Annotated in this window: 13 protein-coding genes; 6 read left to right on the forward strand and 7 right to left on the reverse strand. The window is 70.7% G+C overall.

What is annotated here, in order from left to right; genetic code table 11:
* Nucleotides 1–99: 99 nt before the first annotated feature.
* Nucleotides 100–930 carry an aldo/keto reductase gene (locus F4561_RS10950; protein ID WP_184577574.1) on the forward strand — a complete coding sequence of 277 codons (831 nt, stop codon included), beginning with the start codon at nt 100–102 and terminating at the stop codon, nt 928–930.
* Nucleotides 931–1008: 78 nt separating this feature from the next.
* Here the strand turns inward: F4561_RS10950 and F4561_RS10955 are convergent, their stop codons facing one another.
* Nucleotides 1009–1167, reverse strand: coding sequence for a hypothetical protein (locus tag F4561_RS10955; RefSeq protein ID WP_184577577.1), 159 nt, complete (start codon nt 1165–1167; stop codon nt 1009–1011).
* A gap of 129 nt (nt 1168–1296) precedes the next feature.
* On the opposite strand from F4561_RS10955, the gene F4561_RS10960 reads away from it, so the two are divergent.
* Entirely contained in the window at nt 1297–2034 is a 738-nt protein-coding gene (locus tag F4561_RS10960; RefSeq protein WP_184577579.1) for an alpha/beta hydrolase family protein, read from the forward strand.
* A gap of 49 nt (nt 2035–2083) precedes the next feature.
* Here F4561_RS10960 and F4561_RS10965 read toward each other — a convergent pair whose 3' ends face one another.
* A complete protein-coding gene (locus F4561_RS10965; RefSeq protein WP_184577582.1) occupies nt 2084–2962 on the reverse strand; it encodes a sulfotransferase family protein in 879 nt (292 codons plus the stop codon).
* A gap of 251 nt (nt 2963–3213) precedes the next feature.
* Between F4561_RS10965 and F4561_RS10970 the strand changes: the two genes are divergently transcribed.
* Entirely contained in the window at nt 3214–3999 is a 786-nt protein-coding gene (locus F4561_RS10970; RefSeq protein ID WP_184577585.1) for an SIR2 family NAD-dependent protein deacylase, read from the forward strand.
* A 141-nt stretch (nt 4000–4140) separates the two neighbouring features.
* Here F4561_RS10970 and F4561_RS10975 read toward each other — a convergent pair whose 3' ends face one another.
* Nucleotides 4141–7479: an NACHT domain-containing protein gene (locus F4561_RS10975; protein ID WP_184577588.1), complete on the reverse strand. Its 3339-nt coding sequence runs from the start codon at nt 7477–7479 to the stop codon at nt 4141–4143.
* A 131-nt stretch (nt 7480–7610) separates the two neighbouring features.
* On the opposite strand from F4561_RS10975, the gene F4561_RS10980 reads away from it, so the two are divergent.
* Entirely contained in the window at nt 7611–8009 is a 399-nt protein-coding gene (locus F4561_RS10980; RefSeq protein WP_184577591.1) for a VOC family protein, read from the forward strand.
* A gap of 22 nt (nt 8010–8031) precedes the next feature.
* Here F4561_RS10980 and F4561_RS10985 read toward each other — a convergent pair whose 3' ends face one another.
* Together F4561_RS10985 and F4561_RS10990 are read right to left on the reverse strand one after the other, a co-directional pair.
* Nucleotides 8032–8706: a uracil-DNA glycosylase gene (locus tag F4561_RS10985; RefSeq protein WP_184577594.1), complete on the reverse strand. Its 675-nt coding sequence runs from the start codon at nt 8704–8706 to the stop codon at nt 8032–8034.
* 123 nt (nt 8707–8829) lie between these two features.
* A complete protein-coding gene (locus F4561_RS10990; RefSeq protein WP_221445916.1) occupies nt 8830–10467 on the reverse strand; it encodes a serine/threonine-protein kinase in 1638 nt (545 codons plus the stop codon).
* Between the two features lie 168 nt (nt 10468–10635).
* On the opposite strand from F4561_RS10990, the gene F4561_RS10995 reads away from it, so the two are divergent.
* Entirely contained in the window at nt 10636–12711 is a 2076-nt protein-coding gene (locus F4561_RS10995; RefSeq protein ID WP_184577600.1) for a protein kinase domain-containing protein, read from the forward strand.
* A gap of 168 nt (nt 12712–12879) precedes the next feature.
* Here the strand turns inward: F4561_RS10995 and F4561_RS11000 are convergent, their stop codons facing one another.
* Together F4561_RS11000 and F4561_RS11005 are read right to left on the reverse strand one after the other, a co-directional pair.
* Complete coding sequence (locus F4561_RS11000) at nt 12880–13623, reverse strand: MgtC/SapB family protein (protein WP_184577602.1); 744 nt, start codon at nt 13621–13623, stop codon at nt 12880–12882.
* Between the two features lie 110 nt (nt 13624–13733).
* Complete coding sequence (locus tag F4561_RS11005; RefSeq protein WP_312885212.1) at nt 13734–15527, reverse strand: glycoside hydrolase family 15 protein; 1794 nt, start codon at nt 15525–15527, stop codon at nt 13734–13736.
* A 623-nt stretch (nt 15528–16150) separates the two neighbouring features.
* On the opposite strand from F4561_RS11005, the gene yczR reads away from it, so the two are divergent.
* On the forward strand, nt 16151–17608 hold the full coding sequence (yczR, locus tag F4561_RS11010) for a MocR-like transcription factor YczR (RefSeq protein WP_184577605.1): 1458 nt from the start codon (nt 16151–16153) through the stop codon (nt 17606–17608).
* Nucleotides 17609–17715: the final 107 nt, after the last annotated feature.

Below are 17715 nucleotides of genomic sequence, written 5' to 3' on the forward strand. Positions count from 1 at the left end.
CCCACGGCATGAAAATGCGAGGTCGGGGAATGCGACCCTTCCACGGGCGGTTGCCGCAACGGGAAAATGATCTTTGAATGCCGGCCACGGGGAGAGAACATGACCACGGTCCCGGACGTCTCACTGAACAACGGTGTGCGGATCCCGCAACTGGGGTTCGGAGTCTGGCAGGTGGACGCGGGTGACGCTGCCGGCGTTGTGCGGACAGCGATCGAGACCGGCTATCGCAGTATCGATACCGCGGCCGCCTACGGCAATGAGGAAGCGGTCGGAGAGGGAATCGCGGCTTCGGGGGTCGACCGCGACGAGCTGTTCGTGACCTCGAAGCTGTGGAACAGTGACCAGGGCTACGACTCCACGCTGCGCGCGTTCGACGCCACGATGGAGCGCCTCAGGCTGGAGCGCCTCGACCTCTACCTGATCCACTGGCCGCTCCCGATGTACGACCGCTATGTCAGCACATGGAAGGCGCTGGAGCGGCTCTACGTCGAAGGCCGGGTCCGCGCTATCGGGGTCTCGAACTTCCACATCCCGCACCTGCGGCGCCTCATGGACGAGGGCGGGATCGTGCCAACGGTGAACCAGATCGAGCTGCACCCCCGGCTCACGCAAGCCGAATTGCGCGCGTTCCACGCGGAGCACAGCATCGCCACCGAGGCGTGGAGCCCGCTGGGCAACGGCAAGCTGCTGGACGACCCGGGGATAACGAAGCTGGCCGAGTCCTATGGCGCCACACCCGCGCAGGTCATCCTGAGCTGGCACCTGAAGCTCGGCAACATCGTTATCCCGAAGTCGGTCACCCCCGAGCGCATCCGCTCGAACTTCGAGGCGGTGAACCTCGAGTTGGCCAGTGGCGACATCGACACGATCTCCGCACTCAACCAGAACCAGCGGTTCGGCTCCGACCCCGACACGATGGACGTGACCTGAGCCGGTCCGGCCACGCGAACACGAGCGGCGTGCCCCGTATCCAGGGGGTACGCCGCTCGCTGCGTCATAGCCGGTAGCTCAGGCGAGCTCCCGGTACTTCATTGCGTCGACCAGGGTGGCCGCGGTGCCCTTGCGCGCTATTCGGATCACGTACACAACGGCGCCCGCGACGATGCTGACGGGGATGGCCATGATCGCGATGAGCGCGATCAGGCCGGTAATTCCGAGTGCTCCCATACCCCCATAGTACGTCCTGTCCCCGCGGGCGGTCCCGAACTGGCGGTGGCGCTCGCGGTACCGCCCGTTGCACAATTCTCCTCCGAACGCGCACGACCGGTATCCGGGTGACCGGAGGAGGGGTGTCTGATGGCAGCCACGGAACGCTTCAGCTACGGTGAGCACCCCAGCCAGGTCATCCACGTGTGGCAGCCCGATGTAGCCGAGGACGCCCCGTTCCCCGTCGCGGTGCTGCTGCACGGTGGCTGGTGGCGCGACAGGCACGACACCCAGTCGATGGATCGGATCGCCTCGGAGCTCGCGCACTCCGGATGGCTGGTGTGGAACGTGGAGTACCGCCGCATCGGCGGCGACGGCGGCGGGTGGCCGCAGACCCTGGATGACGTGCGGGCGGCGCTGGCGCTGCTGGGGGAGCGGATCTCCGACGGTGCCGAGCCCGGCGACCCCGACCGCGTCGTCGCGATCGGGCATTCGAGCGGCGGCCAGCTCGCCCTGCTGAGCGTCCCGGACTCCCCGGTGACCGCTGCGGTGGGGCTGGCCCCGGTGACCGACCTCCGGGCGTGTGCCGAACGTGAGCTGGGCGAGAACGCGGTGACCGATCTGCTCGGCGCGGCCCCGGCCAAGGAAACCTACGACGCCGCCTCACCGGTGCACAACGTTCCCTTCGGCGTTCCGCAGCTCATCGTGCACGGCGACGCCGACTCCAGCGTGCCCGCCGAGCAAAGCCGCACCTATGTCGCCGCGGCCCGCACGGCGGGCGACGATGCCGAGTTCGCCGAGATCCGCGGCGCCAACCACACCGCCGCCCTCGATCCGGGCCACGAAAGCTGGCGCACCGTCCGCGCGTGGATGGACGCACTGGGCTGAGGTGCCCTCCGCGGCCCGGCAGGTGCCCGTGGGACCGACCGCGCAACGCTCAGGTGTAGCCCAGGCGGGACAGCTCCGCACTGGCCACGGCTTGGATATCGTCGCGTTGCTCGATGGTCAGCCGGTTGCGCCAGACTCCGACGCCCGCCGGCTCGACACGCACGAGGTCTGTCGCGGAGACCCGCGCTCCGGTGAACTCCCGGAGCCGCTCCGCGGTGGCGACCTCGCTGCCGAGCAGGTCCTCGTATCGCAGCGTCATCAGTTGGTCCGCGCTGAACATCCCGCGCAACTGGGCGGAAAGCCGTACCGCGCCGCGCCACCGCATCGCGCACTTGGCCGCCAACGACAGGTCCTGATACCCCTCACGCTCCTGCTCGGTCTCGATGCCGAAGAACGGGTTGGGAAGCTCATGCTCCAGGTTGGCGAGGCTGGGCCGGAACCACATCAGCGACTGCTCGTCTTCGAGCATGTCCACGGTGGTGTCGCGGCCGTCCCGGATGACCTGGATGAACGCCGCGTCGTCGAACGCCGCGTGCAGCGCCTTAGCGCTGTACAGCAGGTCAGGACTCGCGTCGCCGAACCGGGTCGCCTCGCGGGCGTGCGGGCACGGCCGACCGGCCTCGCGCATGGAGACCGACTCGCCGGAGCAGTCCGGGCAGGTGCGCGGGGTGAGCTGCCAGGCCTCGGCGAACGCGTCGCGCAGCAGGGTCGCGGTCCCCGAGGCGCTCTCCTCGACCAGCGAAGGGCGCCGGGCGACCGCGTACAGCGCGTTGAGCACGCTGGGAGCCCCCGCGCCGAGGTGGAACCCGGGGGCACGCCGCAGGGCATGGGCGATCAGGTTCGCCCCGGAGTGGGGGGCGCCCAGGACAAATACGGGACGGCGGACCTTGGTCCCGTTCACGACGAGAATGTACGGCGGCTGCTTCATGGGTAGGTCGATTTTGGCACCCTTTGCCGGACTCCCGAACCCACCTCGCCGAATCGTTGTGGGGACAGCGATAGCCTACCCCGCGCCAGGGTAGGGTGCGGTCCGGTTCCAAGGTGCCCCCGAGTGCGCTTGCCGCTGCGCGGCCGGAGGCCCGCTGCCCAGCTTGAATGAGCACCTCTGGCCGTTATTGTGAGAGTGGAGCCATTCGGGCACCCTGACGGCCCCGTGACCCGAGACGGTGAGGAATCCCAATGCCCGAGAACTCGAACCTCGACGCCGCGGCCGAGATCCTGGCCGGTTCCGACCGGGTGACGGTGCTCACCGGCGCTGGTATCTCCACCGACTCCGGCATTCCCGACTTCCGCGGCCCGCAGGGAGTGTGGACCACCAACCCCGGCGCGGCCGCGATGTTCGACCTCGACACCTACATGTCCGATGCCGAGGTCCGCCGCGAGGTCTGGCAGATGCGCCGCGCCCATCCCGCGTGGACCGCCGAGGCCAACGATGCCCACCGCGCCTGCACCGAACTCGACCGCGCCGGGCGGCTGCGCGCGCTCATCACGCAGAACGTCGACGGCCTGCACCAGGCGGCCGGGACCGACCCCGAACACGTCATCGAGGTGCACGGAACAGTGCTCTGGGTGGTCTGCATGGCGTGCGGGCTGCGTACCCGCGCGCCGGAGGTCCTCGCGCGGCTGGACGACGATCCCGATCCCCGGTGTCTGGAGTGCGGCGGCATCCAGAAGTCCGACACGATCTCGTTCGGCCAGCAGCTGAAGCCCGAGGTGCTGGACGCCGCAGTCGAGGCCACCCGCGACTGCGACGTGTTCCTGGCCGTGGGAACCTCGCTGGCGGTGCACCCCGTCGCCGGCCTGTGTGACCTCGCTGTCGAGCGGGGCGCCTCGCTGATCATCGTGAACGCGGAGCCCACGCCCTATGACGCCGCCGCCGACGTGGTCCTGGACGACCCGATCGCGCAGGTCGTGCCGGCACTGGTGGAAGCGGTGCCCGGGGTGAAGGGTGCGGGAGCGGGGTAGGCCGCCGCTCCCACCGCCCTTGCCCGGGGCCCGAGCGCCCGACGGGGCGCATCGAGGGGGTCCGTGCGGTAATTCTCGGCGACGAATATGTCCGCACGGTCACCTTCGATGCAGCCTCCCGCACCGATCTGAGGGGCTCGCTCAGCCGGAGCCGCCACTGGTTCCCAGATCCCCGTGCCGGCGTTTCTGCTGCCGCCGGTGTGCCGAGGGGCGCGGTTCCTTCTGGTCGTCCGAGTCGGTCTGGTCGGTGCTGTCCGGGTCCTCCTGGTCGCGATCGCTCAGGGACGCGAAGCGGTCGCGGACGTAGCCGGAGTCGCTCTCCGGTAGCTGGAACAGCGCGTGCGCGCCACGGTCGCCGGTGTTTGCCGGTTCGCCGGCCCCCAGGCGCTCGTGCTCGTCGAGTAGCTTCGCAACGTGGTCGGGAACGTTGATGTGGCGGCGCAGCGACTCCAGAACCGGCTCGACGTGTACCCGGGAGAGCTTCGGTCCGGTAACAATCGATTCGAGGTTCTTCAGGTGCTCCAGGATGATACGAGTAAGTACGAGAAGGATCGGCCCGTTAGCGCTGCTCCGTGTGCCGCTCGCTTCCAGGTCGTCCACCGCCTGGCGCAGCACGAGCAGCTCCAGCCGGCCCAGGTGGCGGCTCTCCAGAAGACGCTTGTAGCGCTGCATCCGGCTCATCCTGTCGTGTAGTGGCGGCGCGAGCCGCAGCTCCAGGATGTCGTGCAGCTCGTTCCACGCGGCTCCGGGGTCGTCCCGGTCGCTGTACCACGTGAGCAGGTCCGTCGAGACGTGCCGGAAGTACGGGCCGAGGAGTAGGAACATGCGTGCCGCCGTGCCATTGTCGCGCAGCGCCGCGGAGCGCAGCAGCTTGGACGTCGGCCCGTCGAACGGCATGGTGATGTCGTACGGGTTACGGATCGCGGCGCCCTTGGTGAGGTCCTCGCTGATCTCGAACCCGACACACTCGCCGACGTTCACCGGGTCACCGCGCTCGCGCTCGATTCGGGAGTTCCCGGCGCCGTCCCAGAATTCGAGGTGCCGTGATCGTACGGTGTCCACTAAGCCGTGCCACGCCTCGTTGGACATGCTCCGCCACTGGTTGGCCATCCGGCGCCATGCTCGCCACGGCGCGTCCGTGTCGGGGAAAAGCTCGACGAGGTCCAGCTCCTCGCACACGCAGACCAGCAGGGTGACGAGGTTGGCGGTGTAGCTGGCCTGCCGGGTGAGAATGTCGGCGCGCCACGGCTGATACCCGGTGAACGACCGAGCAGGGGCGGGGTATGGCGCCTCGTGGAACAGAGTAAGGAGAAGTTCGCGGTACTCCTCACGGGCGTCCGGAGTCTCGTCGAAGCGTTGCCGCAGCAGTTCGGTGGTGAAGTCGACGACCGAGGCCCGGGTAGCGAGCGCCGCGAACGACGTGATCGCGTACAACAGCCCGTCGTCGAGGGGAGCGGCGAAGCGCCGCCGCGCCGCGTGCCGGCGGTCGTCGGCCAGTTCGCCCAGGGCCGCGGTGACCATGCGGGCCACGAGAAACTCGGCGAACGTGGCGTGCAGGAACTCGTACACCCCGGCGTTCCGGCCGTCGAGCTGCGCCCGCGACTCGTGGACGAAGAAGAACCGGCCCAGGACCTGGTGGGCCTCGCTGACCGCTCCGTGCAGCCCGGTGTCGCCGGGCTGGTCGGTGGGCTCCGGGAACAACGCGGCGAGGTCGCGCTCCAGTTCCTCGGCGGCCACGCTCTGCCGGCCGCGGCTGAACATCGCCATGGCGGCGACCTCCAGCCGGTTCAGCTCGCGCCCGACCGCCGTGTCCATGTCGCGCTCGGGGAGGTTCGGGTGGTGCTTGGTCACTTCCCGGCGGGCGAACATGGTGAGCATGCGCTCGTAGAGCTCGCTGCGGGACAATGCATCCCCCGCTGCCTCCAAGGCGTTGCCGTCGGCGTCGTAGAGCAGCAGCATGAGCAACAACAGCGGCTGTTCGGCGAGTTCCCGGTAGCGCAGGGCGGTGTCGAGCGACAGCGGCCGCAGGCCCCGGGCGGCCAGCGCGCCGGCGTTGGCGGAGGCCCAGGTGTCGAGCATCCGGGCGATCTGGGGCTCGTTGAACGGTTCCAGCCGGATCAGCGCGCAGCCATCAGGGAACCGGAGCCGGTCGGCGACGACGGTGCGGCTGGTGACGATCACCGCGACCGGCTGGCCGAGCGTGGCCTGGTCCTGTTGGAACTGCTGGACCTGTTCCAGGTAGTCGGAGCGGTTCACCCCGGTGGCCTGCAGCAGCTCGTCGAAGCCGTCGAGGATGACCACCGGCTGCGCGCCTTCGGCCGACTCGACGAGGTCGCGCCAGGCCACGTCCCGGTGCACCTGGCCGGAGACCGCCTCCTCGATCTGCTTGCGGATGGGGGCGTCGGCGCTGACCCCGCGCAGCTCCACCCGGACCGCGAGGAAGTCGTCGGCGGGCAGCCGGGCGGCGAGCATCTCGGTGAGCTTGGACTTGCCGGCGCCGGGGTGGCCGAGGATGACGATGGGCAGCGTGGCGCACCAGACCTGGGTCAGGCACCTGGCGAGCAGCGTCTGTACGTCGTCGTGCGGGGTGGTCTCCTCGGCCCACCAGTCCTCGGAGGCGGGCCGGCAGCTCTTGTGTGCGGAGTGCGCCCGCGCCCGCGGGTTGACGTAGGAGTCCTCCAGGGTGGGCAACGTCAGGTGGTCCGGGGCGTCGTCGCCCGAGAGGACCGGCCGCCACAGTGCGCCCCGGTAGAGGGTGTGCAGCTCCCGCACGTGCTGCCGGGCCTTGGTGGCCGGTGAGAGCCGGGTGAGCAACCCCTCCAGCTCGGTGAGACCGGTGGCCAGTTCGACGCGGGTGTGCTCGTGCTCGGCCAGGTTCACCCAGACCCCGAACTCCGGCACGTCGGCGGCGAGCTGCCGATAGGACTCCAGGTAGCGCTGTTCGGCTTTCTCCTGGATCATCTCGCCCAGATCGGCGGGCGAACCCACGAGATGCAACGCGAGACTCTTGCCGGACACGAGTAGGCCGTTCGTCAACGTGAAGCTCCACCCACCAAGTGCGCTCGCCTTGGCGATGTCGATACCCGATCCCTCAAGGATCTGCTGGGTGAGGTGGTCGAGCACCTCGTCGGTGAGGCCCTGCTCGGCCGGGTCCACCTCGTCGGTGAGGCCCTGCTCGGCCGGGCCCACCTCGTCGAGAACCTCCTCCAGCGCCTCCAGAAGCGACATCGTCGCGAGAATTTGGTGTGCCGCGTCGACCCTCTGCGTGCGGTCCCACCGGCTCACGCCCGTTATGCGCTCCCGGATGGTGGTGAGCAGCCCGCGCCCCTTGGCGACGATCTCGCCGCGCAGCCCGAACAGGTCGGGCACGCCCGCCGCGTCCAGCCCGCCCTCGACCAGTCGCTCCGCGAGATCCAGGACCGCGGAGTCGTCCCTGCCGAGGACCTTGAGGGCATCAGCGTAGCTGGGTTTCCTCGCCATGGGGGTGGTGGCCTTCCTTGCGCGCCCTGTGTGCCGGACGCGACCATTCAATTAGCGGAACCCGGGTTGCTCAAACCCCGGCCACGACGCGGGATCCGGGCTATCCGCCCGGCCGTTCGAAAGGGGGCCTGATGCCGTCGCCCATCCGCAACGTGACGTTCGACTGCGCCGATCCCTACGCGCTCGCGCGCTTCTGGAGCGCGGTCGTCGACGCCCCGATCGACCCCGACAGCAAACCGGGCGAGGAGGAGGCGTTCATCCCCGCCACTGGGGGGCGGCCGGGGATACTGTTCCTGCGGGTGCCCGAAGGCAAGACAGTCAAGAACCGGATGCACCTCGACCTGGGACCCAACGGCGCGACGCGCGACGAGGAGATGCGCCGGCTGCTCGGGATCGGCGCCACGTTCCTCGCCGACCACCGCAGGGCCGACGGCACGGGGTTCGTGGTGCTCGCCGACCCCGAGGGCAACGAGTTCTGTGTCGAGCGCGGCGACGAGGAGCTCGCCGCCGCGGGCGACACCCGCGACTGACGCAACAGGTCCGAGAGGAGCCCTACTCCAACCGCCAGTCGACCGGTTGGCCGCCCTGCTCCTCAAGCAGGGCGTTGGCGCGGCTGAACGGGCGGGAGCCGAAGAACCCGTTCTTCGCCGACATGGGGCTCGGATGGGTGGACTCCACGCACGGGACCCCGGGCATCAGGGGGCGCAGGTTCCGGGCGTCGCGCCCCCAGAGGATCCCCACGAGCGGCTTGTCGCGTTCGGCGAGAGCGCGGATGGCCTGGTCGGTGATCTCCTCCCAGCCCTTGTCGCGGTGCGAGCCGGGCTTGCCGGGCATGACGGTGAGGACCCGGTTGAGCAGCATGATCCCCCGCTCGTTCCACGGCGACAGGTCGCCGTTGGATGGTTCCGGGTAGCCGAGATCGTCGCGGTACTCGCGGTAGATGTTGCGCAGGCTGCCCGGCAGCTTGACGTCGGGGGCCACGGAGAAGCTCAGCCCCACGGCGTGCCCGGGAGTGGGGTAGGGGTCCTGCCCCACGATCAGGACGCGGATCTTGTCGAAGGGCTGCTGGAAGGCACGCAGGACGTTCTCGCCGGCAGGGAGGTAGGTGCGCCCCTCGGCGACCTCGCGGCGCAGGAACTCGCCCATCTCGCGGATGCGACCCGACACCGGTTCGAGCGCCTTTGCCCAGCCGGGGTCCATGATCTCGTTTAGTGGTTGTTCTGACATGGTCCAGCACCATAGCGGTATGCGCGGACACTCACGGACGCTTCACACGCCTTCTGCGCCCATGGGTGCCGGTGGATTCCGGGTCCGGCATCCGATCGGAAGCGGGTAGGTCCTCAGGACCGCTCAGGGGCACCGCGCGCGGTCCTGCCAGTGGCGCAGCCGAGCCCGGGTGCGAGCGGCTTCGGAGTGGCCGGCCCCGTGGATTCGGGTGTGCTCGGCCAGCAGTTGGTGGTAAAGGCGAGCGGCATCGGCCGGTGCGCCCGCGTACCCGGTGTAGGCAGCGTGGTAGTGCCGCGCCCGCAACGTGGTCCCGTGGTCCGGGCCGAGCACCCGCACCAGGTCCGGAACCAGCGCATCCAGCAGCGCGACCGCCCGGCCGTGCTCGCCCGTCTCGCCCACCTCGAACGCCAGGTAGAGCCGCGTGGTCAGCACCCGGTGCGCGTCGGGCCCGTGCGCGGCGGCCAGGTCGGGCAGCAGCTCCGCGTGGACGCGCGCGGCGGTCGTGTGGTCCTGGGCCCGGCCGGCGTTGCTGGCCAGGTAGTAGCGGGCCGCGAGCGTCTCGGGGTGGCGCCGGCCGTAGACCCGGTCGAGCTCGGTCACCAGCTCCCGGTAGAGCACCACCGCGCGTTCCGGATCGCCGCTCTTTCCGGTGAGATAGGCCAGTTTGCGGCGGGCCCTGAGGGTTTCGGGGTGCTCGGGGCCGTAGGCGCGTTCCAGCTCGGGAAGGCAGGAGCGGGTCCGCTGGGCGGCGGCCGCGAAATGCCCCTCTTCGGCCAGGTCCTCGATCTCGCGCAGCCGCCGTTCCAGGTCCCGGTGCGGTTCGGCAACGGTCGGAGAGGTCGCGGTGCGCGTGGTGGCCTGCGCCGGATTCGCGCTATCGGGACCGGCGGCATTGGGCTCGGGCGGCCCCGGGGCGTCCGATGGCGCGGGGGCGCGGCCGGGACGCGCGGCGAACGGCAGCAGGCGTTCCCGGACCGTGCGGGCGTTTCCGGGCCGGTCAGTCGGGGCCTTCGCGAGTAGTGACAGCACGAGGGAGTCGAGGTCCGCGGGCAGGTCCGGGCGCAGCTCGCGCGGCGGGCGCGGGTGCTCCATCAGGTGCATCCGCAGCACGCCCAGCGGCTCGTCGTGCCGGAACGGCGCGCGCCCGGTCAGCATCTGGTACAGGATCGTGCCGAGTGAGTACAGGTCGCCGGCGGCGCCCACGTTCTCGCAGCGCGCCTGCTCCGGCGACATGTACAGCGGCGTGCCGATGATCGCGCCGGTCTGGGTCAGCCGCCGGCTCTGCGTCACCGCCTGGTGGAACCCGGCGATTCCGAAGTCGAGGATCTTCACGGTGCCGTCGTCGAGCACCATCAGGTTGGCCGGCTTGATGTCGCGGTGCACGATGCCGGCCGCGTGCGCGGCCGCCAACCCCGAGCTGACCTGCCCGGCCCAGTCGGCGGCGCGGGGGATCGGCTGCGGTCCGGTGTCGCGCAGGATCGCCGACAGGGTGCGCCCGCGCACCAGTTCCATGACCGCGTAGACCGAACCTTCGTGCTCTCCGAAGTCGTGCAGGATGACGACGTTGGCGTGTCCGGAGAGCTGGCCGGTGAGGCGCGCCTCGCGCTGAAAGCGCGCCACGGCCTCGTCGGAGTCGACGTTGTCCGGCCGGACCAGCTTGACCGCGACCGTGCGGGCCAGGCGCTCGTCCACCGCCCGCCAGACCTCGCCCATTCCGCCCGCACCGAGTGACTCCACCAGTCGGTAACGGCCGTTCAACATTCGTCCCACCGGCACCGCCTTCGCTCGGTCCTGTCCGCTCCTGGCGGAAAGTTAAAGTGAGCGCGCTGGGGCGCCCCACGGACGAATCGTAGGCTCACGCACGGCGCGGGAACGTTAGTCTTTCACCCGACCGTGCGCCCCCACCCCCCTGATGAATGAGTGTCCCCCGTGAGTTCAGAGTTGTACGTCGGGCCCGATTCACAGCCGGACAAGTATCGCCTGGTCAGATCGGTAGGTAGGGGAGGCGAGGCCACCCTTTACCTCGCGGAGGTGAGTCTGGCCGGCCAGACCGAGCCGGTCGTCGTGAAGGTTCTCGACTCCGATGTCGCGGGTAATGACGAACAGTTCGCCGAGCTGAGCCGGCGCTGGAACGAGCAGGCGGAGCTCCTGCGGTTCATCAACCGGCTCGGTGTGGTCGGGGTCCGCGAGCACTTCGAGGGGGCGCCGGAGCATCGCGAGGGTGGGTCCGGCGAGTACACCGACCGTTCCCTGTACCTGGTGATGAACTACGTCGAGGGTGTCGACCTGCGCGACTGGCGGGCCGAGCACGCCGTCGAAGGGCCGAAGGGCCAGCGCGAGGTGCTGCGCTACCTGGAGCAGGTCGCCGAGGTGCTCGACCTGCTGCATTCGGGGAAGGCCACCCCCTCCAAGCGTGCCGTCGTGCACGGGGACCTTTCGCCGGGCAACGTCATGGTCAGCGAGGAGGGCCAGGCCACCCTGGTCGACTTCGGGCTGAGCAAGATCGCCACGCGGCACATGACCGCCAAGCCCTGGTTCACCCCCGGCTACGCGGCCCCGGAGATTTTCAACGGGGAGTACTCCGCGGCCACCGACCGCTACGCGTTCGGCGCGATCGTCTACTTCGCCCTGGCCGGGGAGGAGCCCCCGCCCGCTCCGGAGCAGCTTCGCGAACGGTTCGCGGCCCTGCCGGTCCTCGCCGAGGCAGGCGAGCAGCAGCGCGACAAGGTGCTGGTGATGTTCTCGGCCGAGCCGGGCGACCGCCCGGCGGCACTCGACTGGATCCGGACGCTGCGCTCACTGAGCACATCGGTGCCGTGGAGCGGTCCGGTCTCCAACCCGGGCGGGGCGGCAGTGGCGGGTGCGGCTGGCGGGGCGGCCGCCGGCGCGGCGCTGGCCGGAGCCGGCCACTCTCCGCAGGACGCGGAGGACGGCCCGGCGGGCGGTGCCGGACCCACCCCGCCGGGCGGGACGGCCCGCGACACCAGCGCCGCGGGCCCCACGGCCGGGCAGCCGAACGGTCCCGGAACGAACCCGGCGCGCGGTGCCGAGAGCCGGCCCGCGGCGCCCGCTGCGTCCGGGCCGCCGTCCGGGTCGGCAGGCCCCCCAGGATCAGGAGGACCCGCCGCCGCTCCGCCTTCGGGTCCGCGGTTCAGCGCTCCCCCACCGGTGCCGGGCCCGCCGCCCGGCCAACCTCCTGCCCCTCCGGAGCCGCGGCGTCCGGTCGGCGGCATGCGCGGTACTCCCACCGCCGCGGGCGGACCACCGCCCACGACAAGGCCGATGGCGGGACCACCCGCCGGCGGGCAGCCGCCCCAGGGAGCCGCTGCGGCTCACGCGGGGGCGCCCGAGCCCCCCGGGTCGGGCGCCGCCAAGAAGAAGTCCAAGAAGCCGCTGCTGATCGGCATGGCGGTGCTCGCGGTGGTCTGCATGGTCGCCGGGAGCGGCCTGACCTACCTGGCCCTGGACCGCCTTGAGGTGTTCGCTGACGATGATGCCACCGACGACGCCGCCCAGAGCGCCGCGGACGCCACACCGTCGCCCACGGAGGAGGACTCGGAGGCCGAGGAGGACGACGCAGCGACGGCCGCGGCCTCTCCCGAGGACCGCGGGCCCGACGAGATGTCGCTGGCCGCCGAGGAACCCGTGCAGGAGAGCGACTTCCAGAGCGCACTGGCGACGGTGAACGCCGTCGAGTACGACGAGGCGCTCACCGCCACCGACGGGTGCACCGAGTCCGCGGTCGAGTACAACCTGGGGCGCGACTACGCCGAGTTCACCACGACGGTCGGCCTCGACGACGAGTCCCCGTCCGGGAACGAGGTCACGTTCACCGTCCTGGGGGACGGCGAGCAGTTGGAGACCAAGAGTCTGGGCCTCGGGGAGGACGCCGCGCTTACCGCCGACGTCACCGATGTCCTGCGGCTGGAGCTCCTGGTCGAATGGGGCACGTGCTCCGGAGATGGTCTCACCGCCGTCTGGGCGGAACCGGTCGTCACCAGGTAGCACGCGCGCCGGGCGGGTGGCGGCGGCCGTGGCGGGGCCGCTGGACCACGCTCCTGTCCGCGCGCGTGGTGCCGCTGCCCGCTTCGGGCCGGAAGAGCGGCACTCGGACAGCCAGCCGGCACCGGGTGGACCGTGCGCGACCGACCCGGCGGAGGAGTCACCCCACCATCATTCCTCGGTGTCCTCCGGCTCGCCCTGCTGGACCGAGAGCACGCCTTCGGTCTCCGACAGCGCGACCGCGAGGTCGTTGACGTCGCCCTTGCCGTGCACCCGCAGGGCGAGGTCGATGACCGGCGTGCCCGGCTCGGTGGTCTGGCGCCGCACGGTGCGCACTCGCTGCACCGTGAACCCCTGCTCGGTGGCGACCGTCAGGACGCCGCGCAGAATCTCGCGCGCGCCCTCGTAGCTGATCAGGAAGGACGCTGTTGTCGGCCGCGAGCGGGTGAGCCACCGCAGCACCGGCGGATACCCGAGCGCCACCAGGAAGTGGCCGGCGGTGACCGCGGCCGCGGCCAGCCACAGGCCCGCGCCGGCGGCGGTTCCCACCGCCGCGGACAGCCAGATGGTGGCGGCGGTGGTCAGGCCGCGCACGATGTCCTGGCGCACGAAGATGAGTCCGGCGCCGATGAACCCGACACCGGAGACGATCTGCCCCGCGATCCGCGAGGGGTCAAGACTGACGTCGTCAGTGGTGATGACGTCGTGGAACCCGAACTTGCTCACCACAACGAACAGGGCCGCGCCGACGCCCACGAGCGTGTGGGTGCGCAGGCCCGCGCTCTTGTGCCGCAGCTCGCGTTCGAACCCGATCAGCGTGCACAGCACCAGGGCGACCAGCAGCGCCAGCAACTGCGCCGGGCCCTGCCCCGTAAGGTCGAGTTGCTCCAGTGGCGTGGCGTGTGCGGTCACCATCGCGATCGCCTCCCTCGCCTACGGGCCACCACGCATTCACCGTACGTCCGCGACGCTGGCGGGCCCGGAAGCGCGCGTGGCGCGTCGCCGAGCAGGTGGTGCCGTGCTCCTCAGTGCTCGCCGCGACGGTGGCCGTCGTGGTGGGACAGGTTCAGCGCGGTGGTCACCAGCGGCACGTGACTGAACGCCTGCGGGAAGTTGCCGACCTGGCGGCCGTTCTGCGCGTCGTACTCCTCGGAGAGCAGCCCGACGTCGTTGCGCAGCGCCAGCAGCCGCTCGAAGAGCTCGCGGGCCTCCTTCTCGCGCCCGATGGACAGCAGGGCGTTGGCCATCCAGAAGCTGCACGCGAGGAAGGCGCCCTCGTTGCCGGGGAGGTGGTCGGCGACCTCCGCGCGGTCGGTGCGGTAGCGCATGACGAACCCGTCGACCATGAGGTCCTCGCGGATGGCCTCGATCGTGCCCACCACCCGGGGGTCGTTGTAGGGCAGGAACCCGACCTCGGGGATGAGCAGCAGGGCGGCGTCGAGCTCCTTGCTCCCGTAGTACTGGGTGAAGGTGTTGCGCCGGGCGTCGAAGCCGTAGGTGCAGACCTCGGTGTGGATGGTGTCGCGCAGCGAGCGCCAGCGCTCGATCGGCCCCTCTTTGCCGAACTCCTCGATCATCCGCACGGCGCGGTCGGCCGCCACCCAGGCCATGACCTTGGAGTGCACGAAGTGTTGGCGCGGGCCGCGGACCTCCCACAGCCCTTCGTCGGGTTCGTCCCAACACCATTCCAAGTAGTTCACCAGGGAACGCTGCAGGCCCCACACGTGTTCGGAGGACTGCAGGCCCGAACGGCGCGCCAGCTCAAGGACGTCCATGACCTCGCCGTAGACGTCGAGCTGGTACTGGCCCACAGCGGCGTTTCCGATGCGCACCGGCCGGGAGTTCGCGTAGCCGGGCAGCCAGTCGGCTTCCCACTCGCTGAGCCGGCGTTCGCCGCGCACCCCGTACATGATCTGCATGTGCTGCGGCTCGCCCGCGACCGCGCGGACCAGCCACTCGCGCCAGGACTGCGCCTCGTCGGTGTAGCCGCTGCGGATCAGCGCCTCAAGGGTGATCGTGGCGTCGCGCAGCCAACAGTAGCGGTAGTCCCAGTTGCGCACCCCGCCGATCTCCTCGGGCAGGGAGGTCGTGGGCGCCGCGACGATGCCGCCGGTGGGGCGGTAGGTGAGGGCCTTGAGGGTGATGAGGGAACGCACGACGGCGTCGCGGTAGTCGCCCTCGTAGGAGCACGTCTCAACCCAGCCGCGCCAGAACCGCTCGGTGCGCGAGAGGGCTTTCTCCGCGTCGAGGTGGTCGGACTCCTCGACCTCGGAGGGGTGCCAGGTCATGACGAAGGGAACGCGCTGCCCGGCGCTCACCGTGAACGTGGCGTCGTGCACGAAGTTGTGGCCCTCCATGGGCACCGGGGAGCTGAGCCACACGGAGTCGGGACCGGCGACCGCGGCCATCTCGGTGCCGCTGCGGTGGATCCACGGCACAACGTTGCCGTAGTCGAAGCGCAGCCGCAGCGCGGTGCTCATCCGGACGGTGCCGCTGAGGCCCTCGACGATCCGCACGATGTGCGGCGCGCCGCCGCGCGGCGGCATGAAGTCGATGACCCGGACAGCGCCCTCGGAGGTCTCCCACTCGGTCTCCAGGATGAGGGTCTCGGACCGGTAATGGCGGCGTGTCGCGGCGCCTTCGTTGGCGGCGGGCCGGATCCACCAGTTTCCGTTCTGCTCGTCGCCCAGAATGGCCGAGAAGCAGGCGGGGGAGTCGAAATGGGGCAGGCAGAGCCAGTCGATCGAGCCGTCGCGTCCCACGAGTGCGGCGGTCTGCATGTCGCCGATCAACGCGTAATCCTCAATCCAGCCGGACACGCGGCTCACCCCCTTAGTAACCAAGATCACGTTCTCGCGGACGTACCGTATCCAACTCTCGGTGGCCGGAAGGCCGCCGCCGACCATCGCCAGGCCCCCGAGCCAAAAGTTGCCGCAACGTTAGCTCAGGGGGTCGCCGGTGTCGTGCGTGTGCACCCGTATCGGGGCCACGCTTTCCCCGCGGCCATCCTGGCAACGTTAGCGCTCGCGGGCGACCGCGTTGACTCGGCCGAACGGAAGTGTGCCCAAACAGACATCGGTATCCCCGCATAAGGGTGAGATTTCAGCGTTCCAGCAAAGGTTCTCTGCAAAAAGGTTCTCCGATACGCCACGCAGCGGGTACCGGGGCCACCCGTCCTCGGGTGCGCACCCTGTCCCGGGTGCCGCTGCCCCGCCCACGATCCGACCCGGGTTCACCTGGTCGGCGCACGGATTCTGCGTGTCGACTCCTGTTCTGGAAGCCTACCGTTCGGACCCGCCGTGGACACGTGAGCAGGTGTGCGTTGCCGGGGCGGCCGCCGATGGCCCGGAGGTGGCGACGATCGCGGGCGCGGTCCGCGCCCGGGTGCCGCGCCGAGGAGTCCGGCAATCGGGCTATATTGGCGCGCGAGGAAGCGAGACCTATGGTGCCAATCACGGAAAGTGGCGCGATGTCGGCGGGCGGACGGCGGATCGACGGCCCCCTTTTGGCCAAGCTGATTGGTGCCAGTGCGCTGAAGCGGCCCTACTATCTCGCTGTGGGGCGCGCGGTGCGCGACCTGGTCCTCGACGGCCGGATCCCTACCCACACGCGGCTGCCCGCGGAACGCGACCTCGCCGCTGCATTGCGGGTGAGCCGGAACACCGTTAGCGCGGCCTACACGTGGCTGCGCGAGAACGGCTACGCCGACAGCCGCCCGGGCGCCGGGAGCTGGACCGTGCTGGGCCCTACCGGATCCGGCTCGCGCGCGCCGCTCACGTCGAGTGCCGAGCACATCGACCTGGGCGCGGCGGCGCCATCGGCCATCGACGGCGTGCGGGACGCCTCCCGGTCGGCTGTCGAGCGGCTCACCGCGCACGTCGACGGGTCCGGGTACGCCCCGTACGGCCTGCCCGAACTGCGGCACGCGATCGCGCGGCGCTACGTCGAGCGCGGCCTGCCCACCACGCCGGAGCAGATCCTCGTCACCAACGGTGCCCTGCAGGCGGTGGCGCTGCTCATGGAGCTGCTGCTGGAGCCCGGTGAGCGGGCCATGGTGGAGTCGCCCACCTACCCCTACGCGCTGCGTGCCGCCTGCCGCGTGGGAGCGTCGCCCCGCGCTGTCGCGGTGCCACCCGGCGGTTGGGACATGGGCGCCATGGCCGACGCGTTCCGGCGCTGGCGGCCCGGGGTGGCCTACCTCGTCCCCGACTTCCAGAACCCCACGGGCGCGCTCATGGACGACGAGGAGCGCCGCACCGTGGTCGCCGAGGCGCACCGCGCGGGAACCTCCCTGATCGTCGACGAGAGTGTCGCCGAGCTCGCCATCGACGCCGGGGACCAGCCCGCCCCCATGGCGGCACACGACCGCGACGGGCGGGTGCACACCGTCGGCTCGGCCGCCAAGCTGTTCTGGGGCGGTCTGCGCATCGGCTGGATCCGCACGACGCCGCCGATGGTCGCCAAGCTCGCGACGGCGCGCCAGCGCACCGACCTGTCCAGCCCGGTGCTGGAGCAGCTCGCGGTCACCCACCTGCTCTCCGACGTGCTGCGGATCCGCACCGAGCGCAGCCGGCAGCTCCGCCGCGGCCGCGACGCCATGGTCGCCGAACTGCGCGCCCGGTTGCCGGACTGGCGGTTCGCCAGCCCCAGCGGCGGGCTGGTGCTCTGGGCGGCCATGCCGCACCCACTGGCCACGGTCCTCGCGCAGACCGCGCCGCGGTACGGGGTGCACGTCGCGCCCGGGCCCGTGTTCGGCGCCGAGGAGCCGCTGGAGTACTACGTGCGGCTGTCCTACACCCTGGCGCCGGAGATCCTCGCCGACGCGGTGCGGCGCCTAGCTGAGGCCCACACCGAGGCGGTGGCGCGCCCCGCCCCCGCACCCGGCCGCCTCTACGTGTGACCGCGTGCGTCCGAACGCGACCGCACTCGGCCGCGGCGCGATCCTTGCGCCGTCCATAGCCCCATGGTCTTCTGGAGCCCAAGAGTGACGCACCACACATTCGAGGC

The sequence above is a fragment of the Lipingzhangella halophila genome (assembly GCF_014203805.1).
GTDB lineage: Bacteria > Actinomycetota > Actinomycetes > Streptosporangiales > Streptosporangiaceae > Lipingzhangella > Lipingzhangella halophila.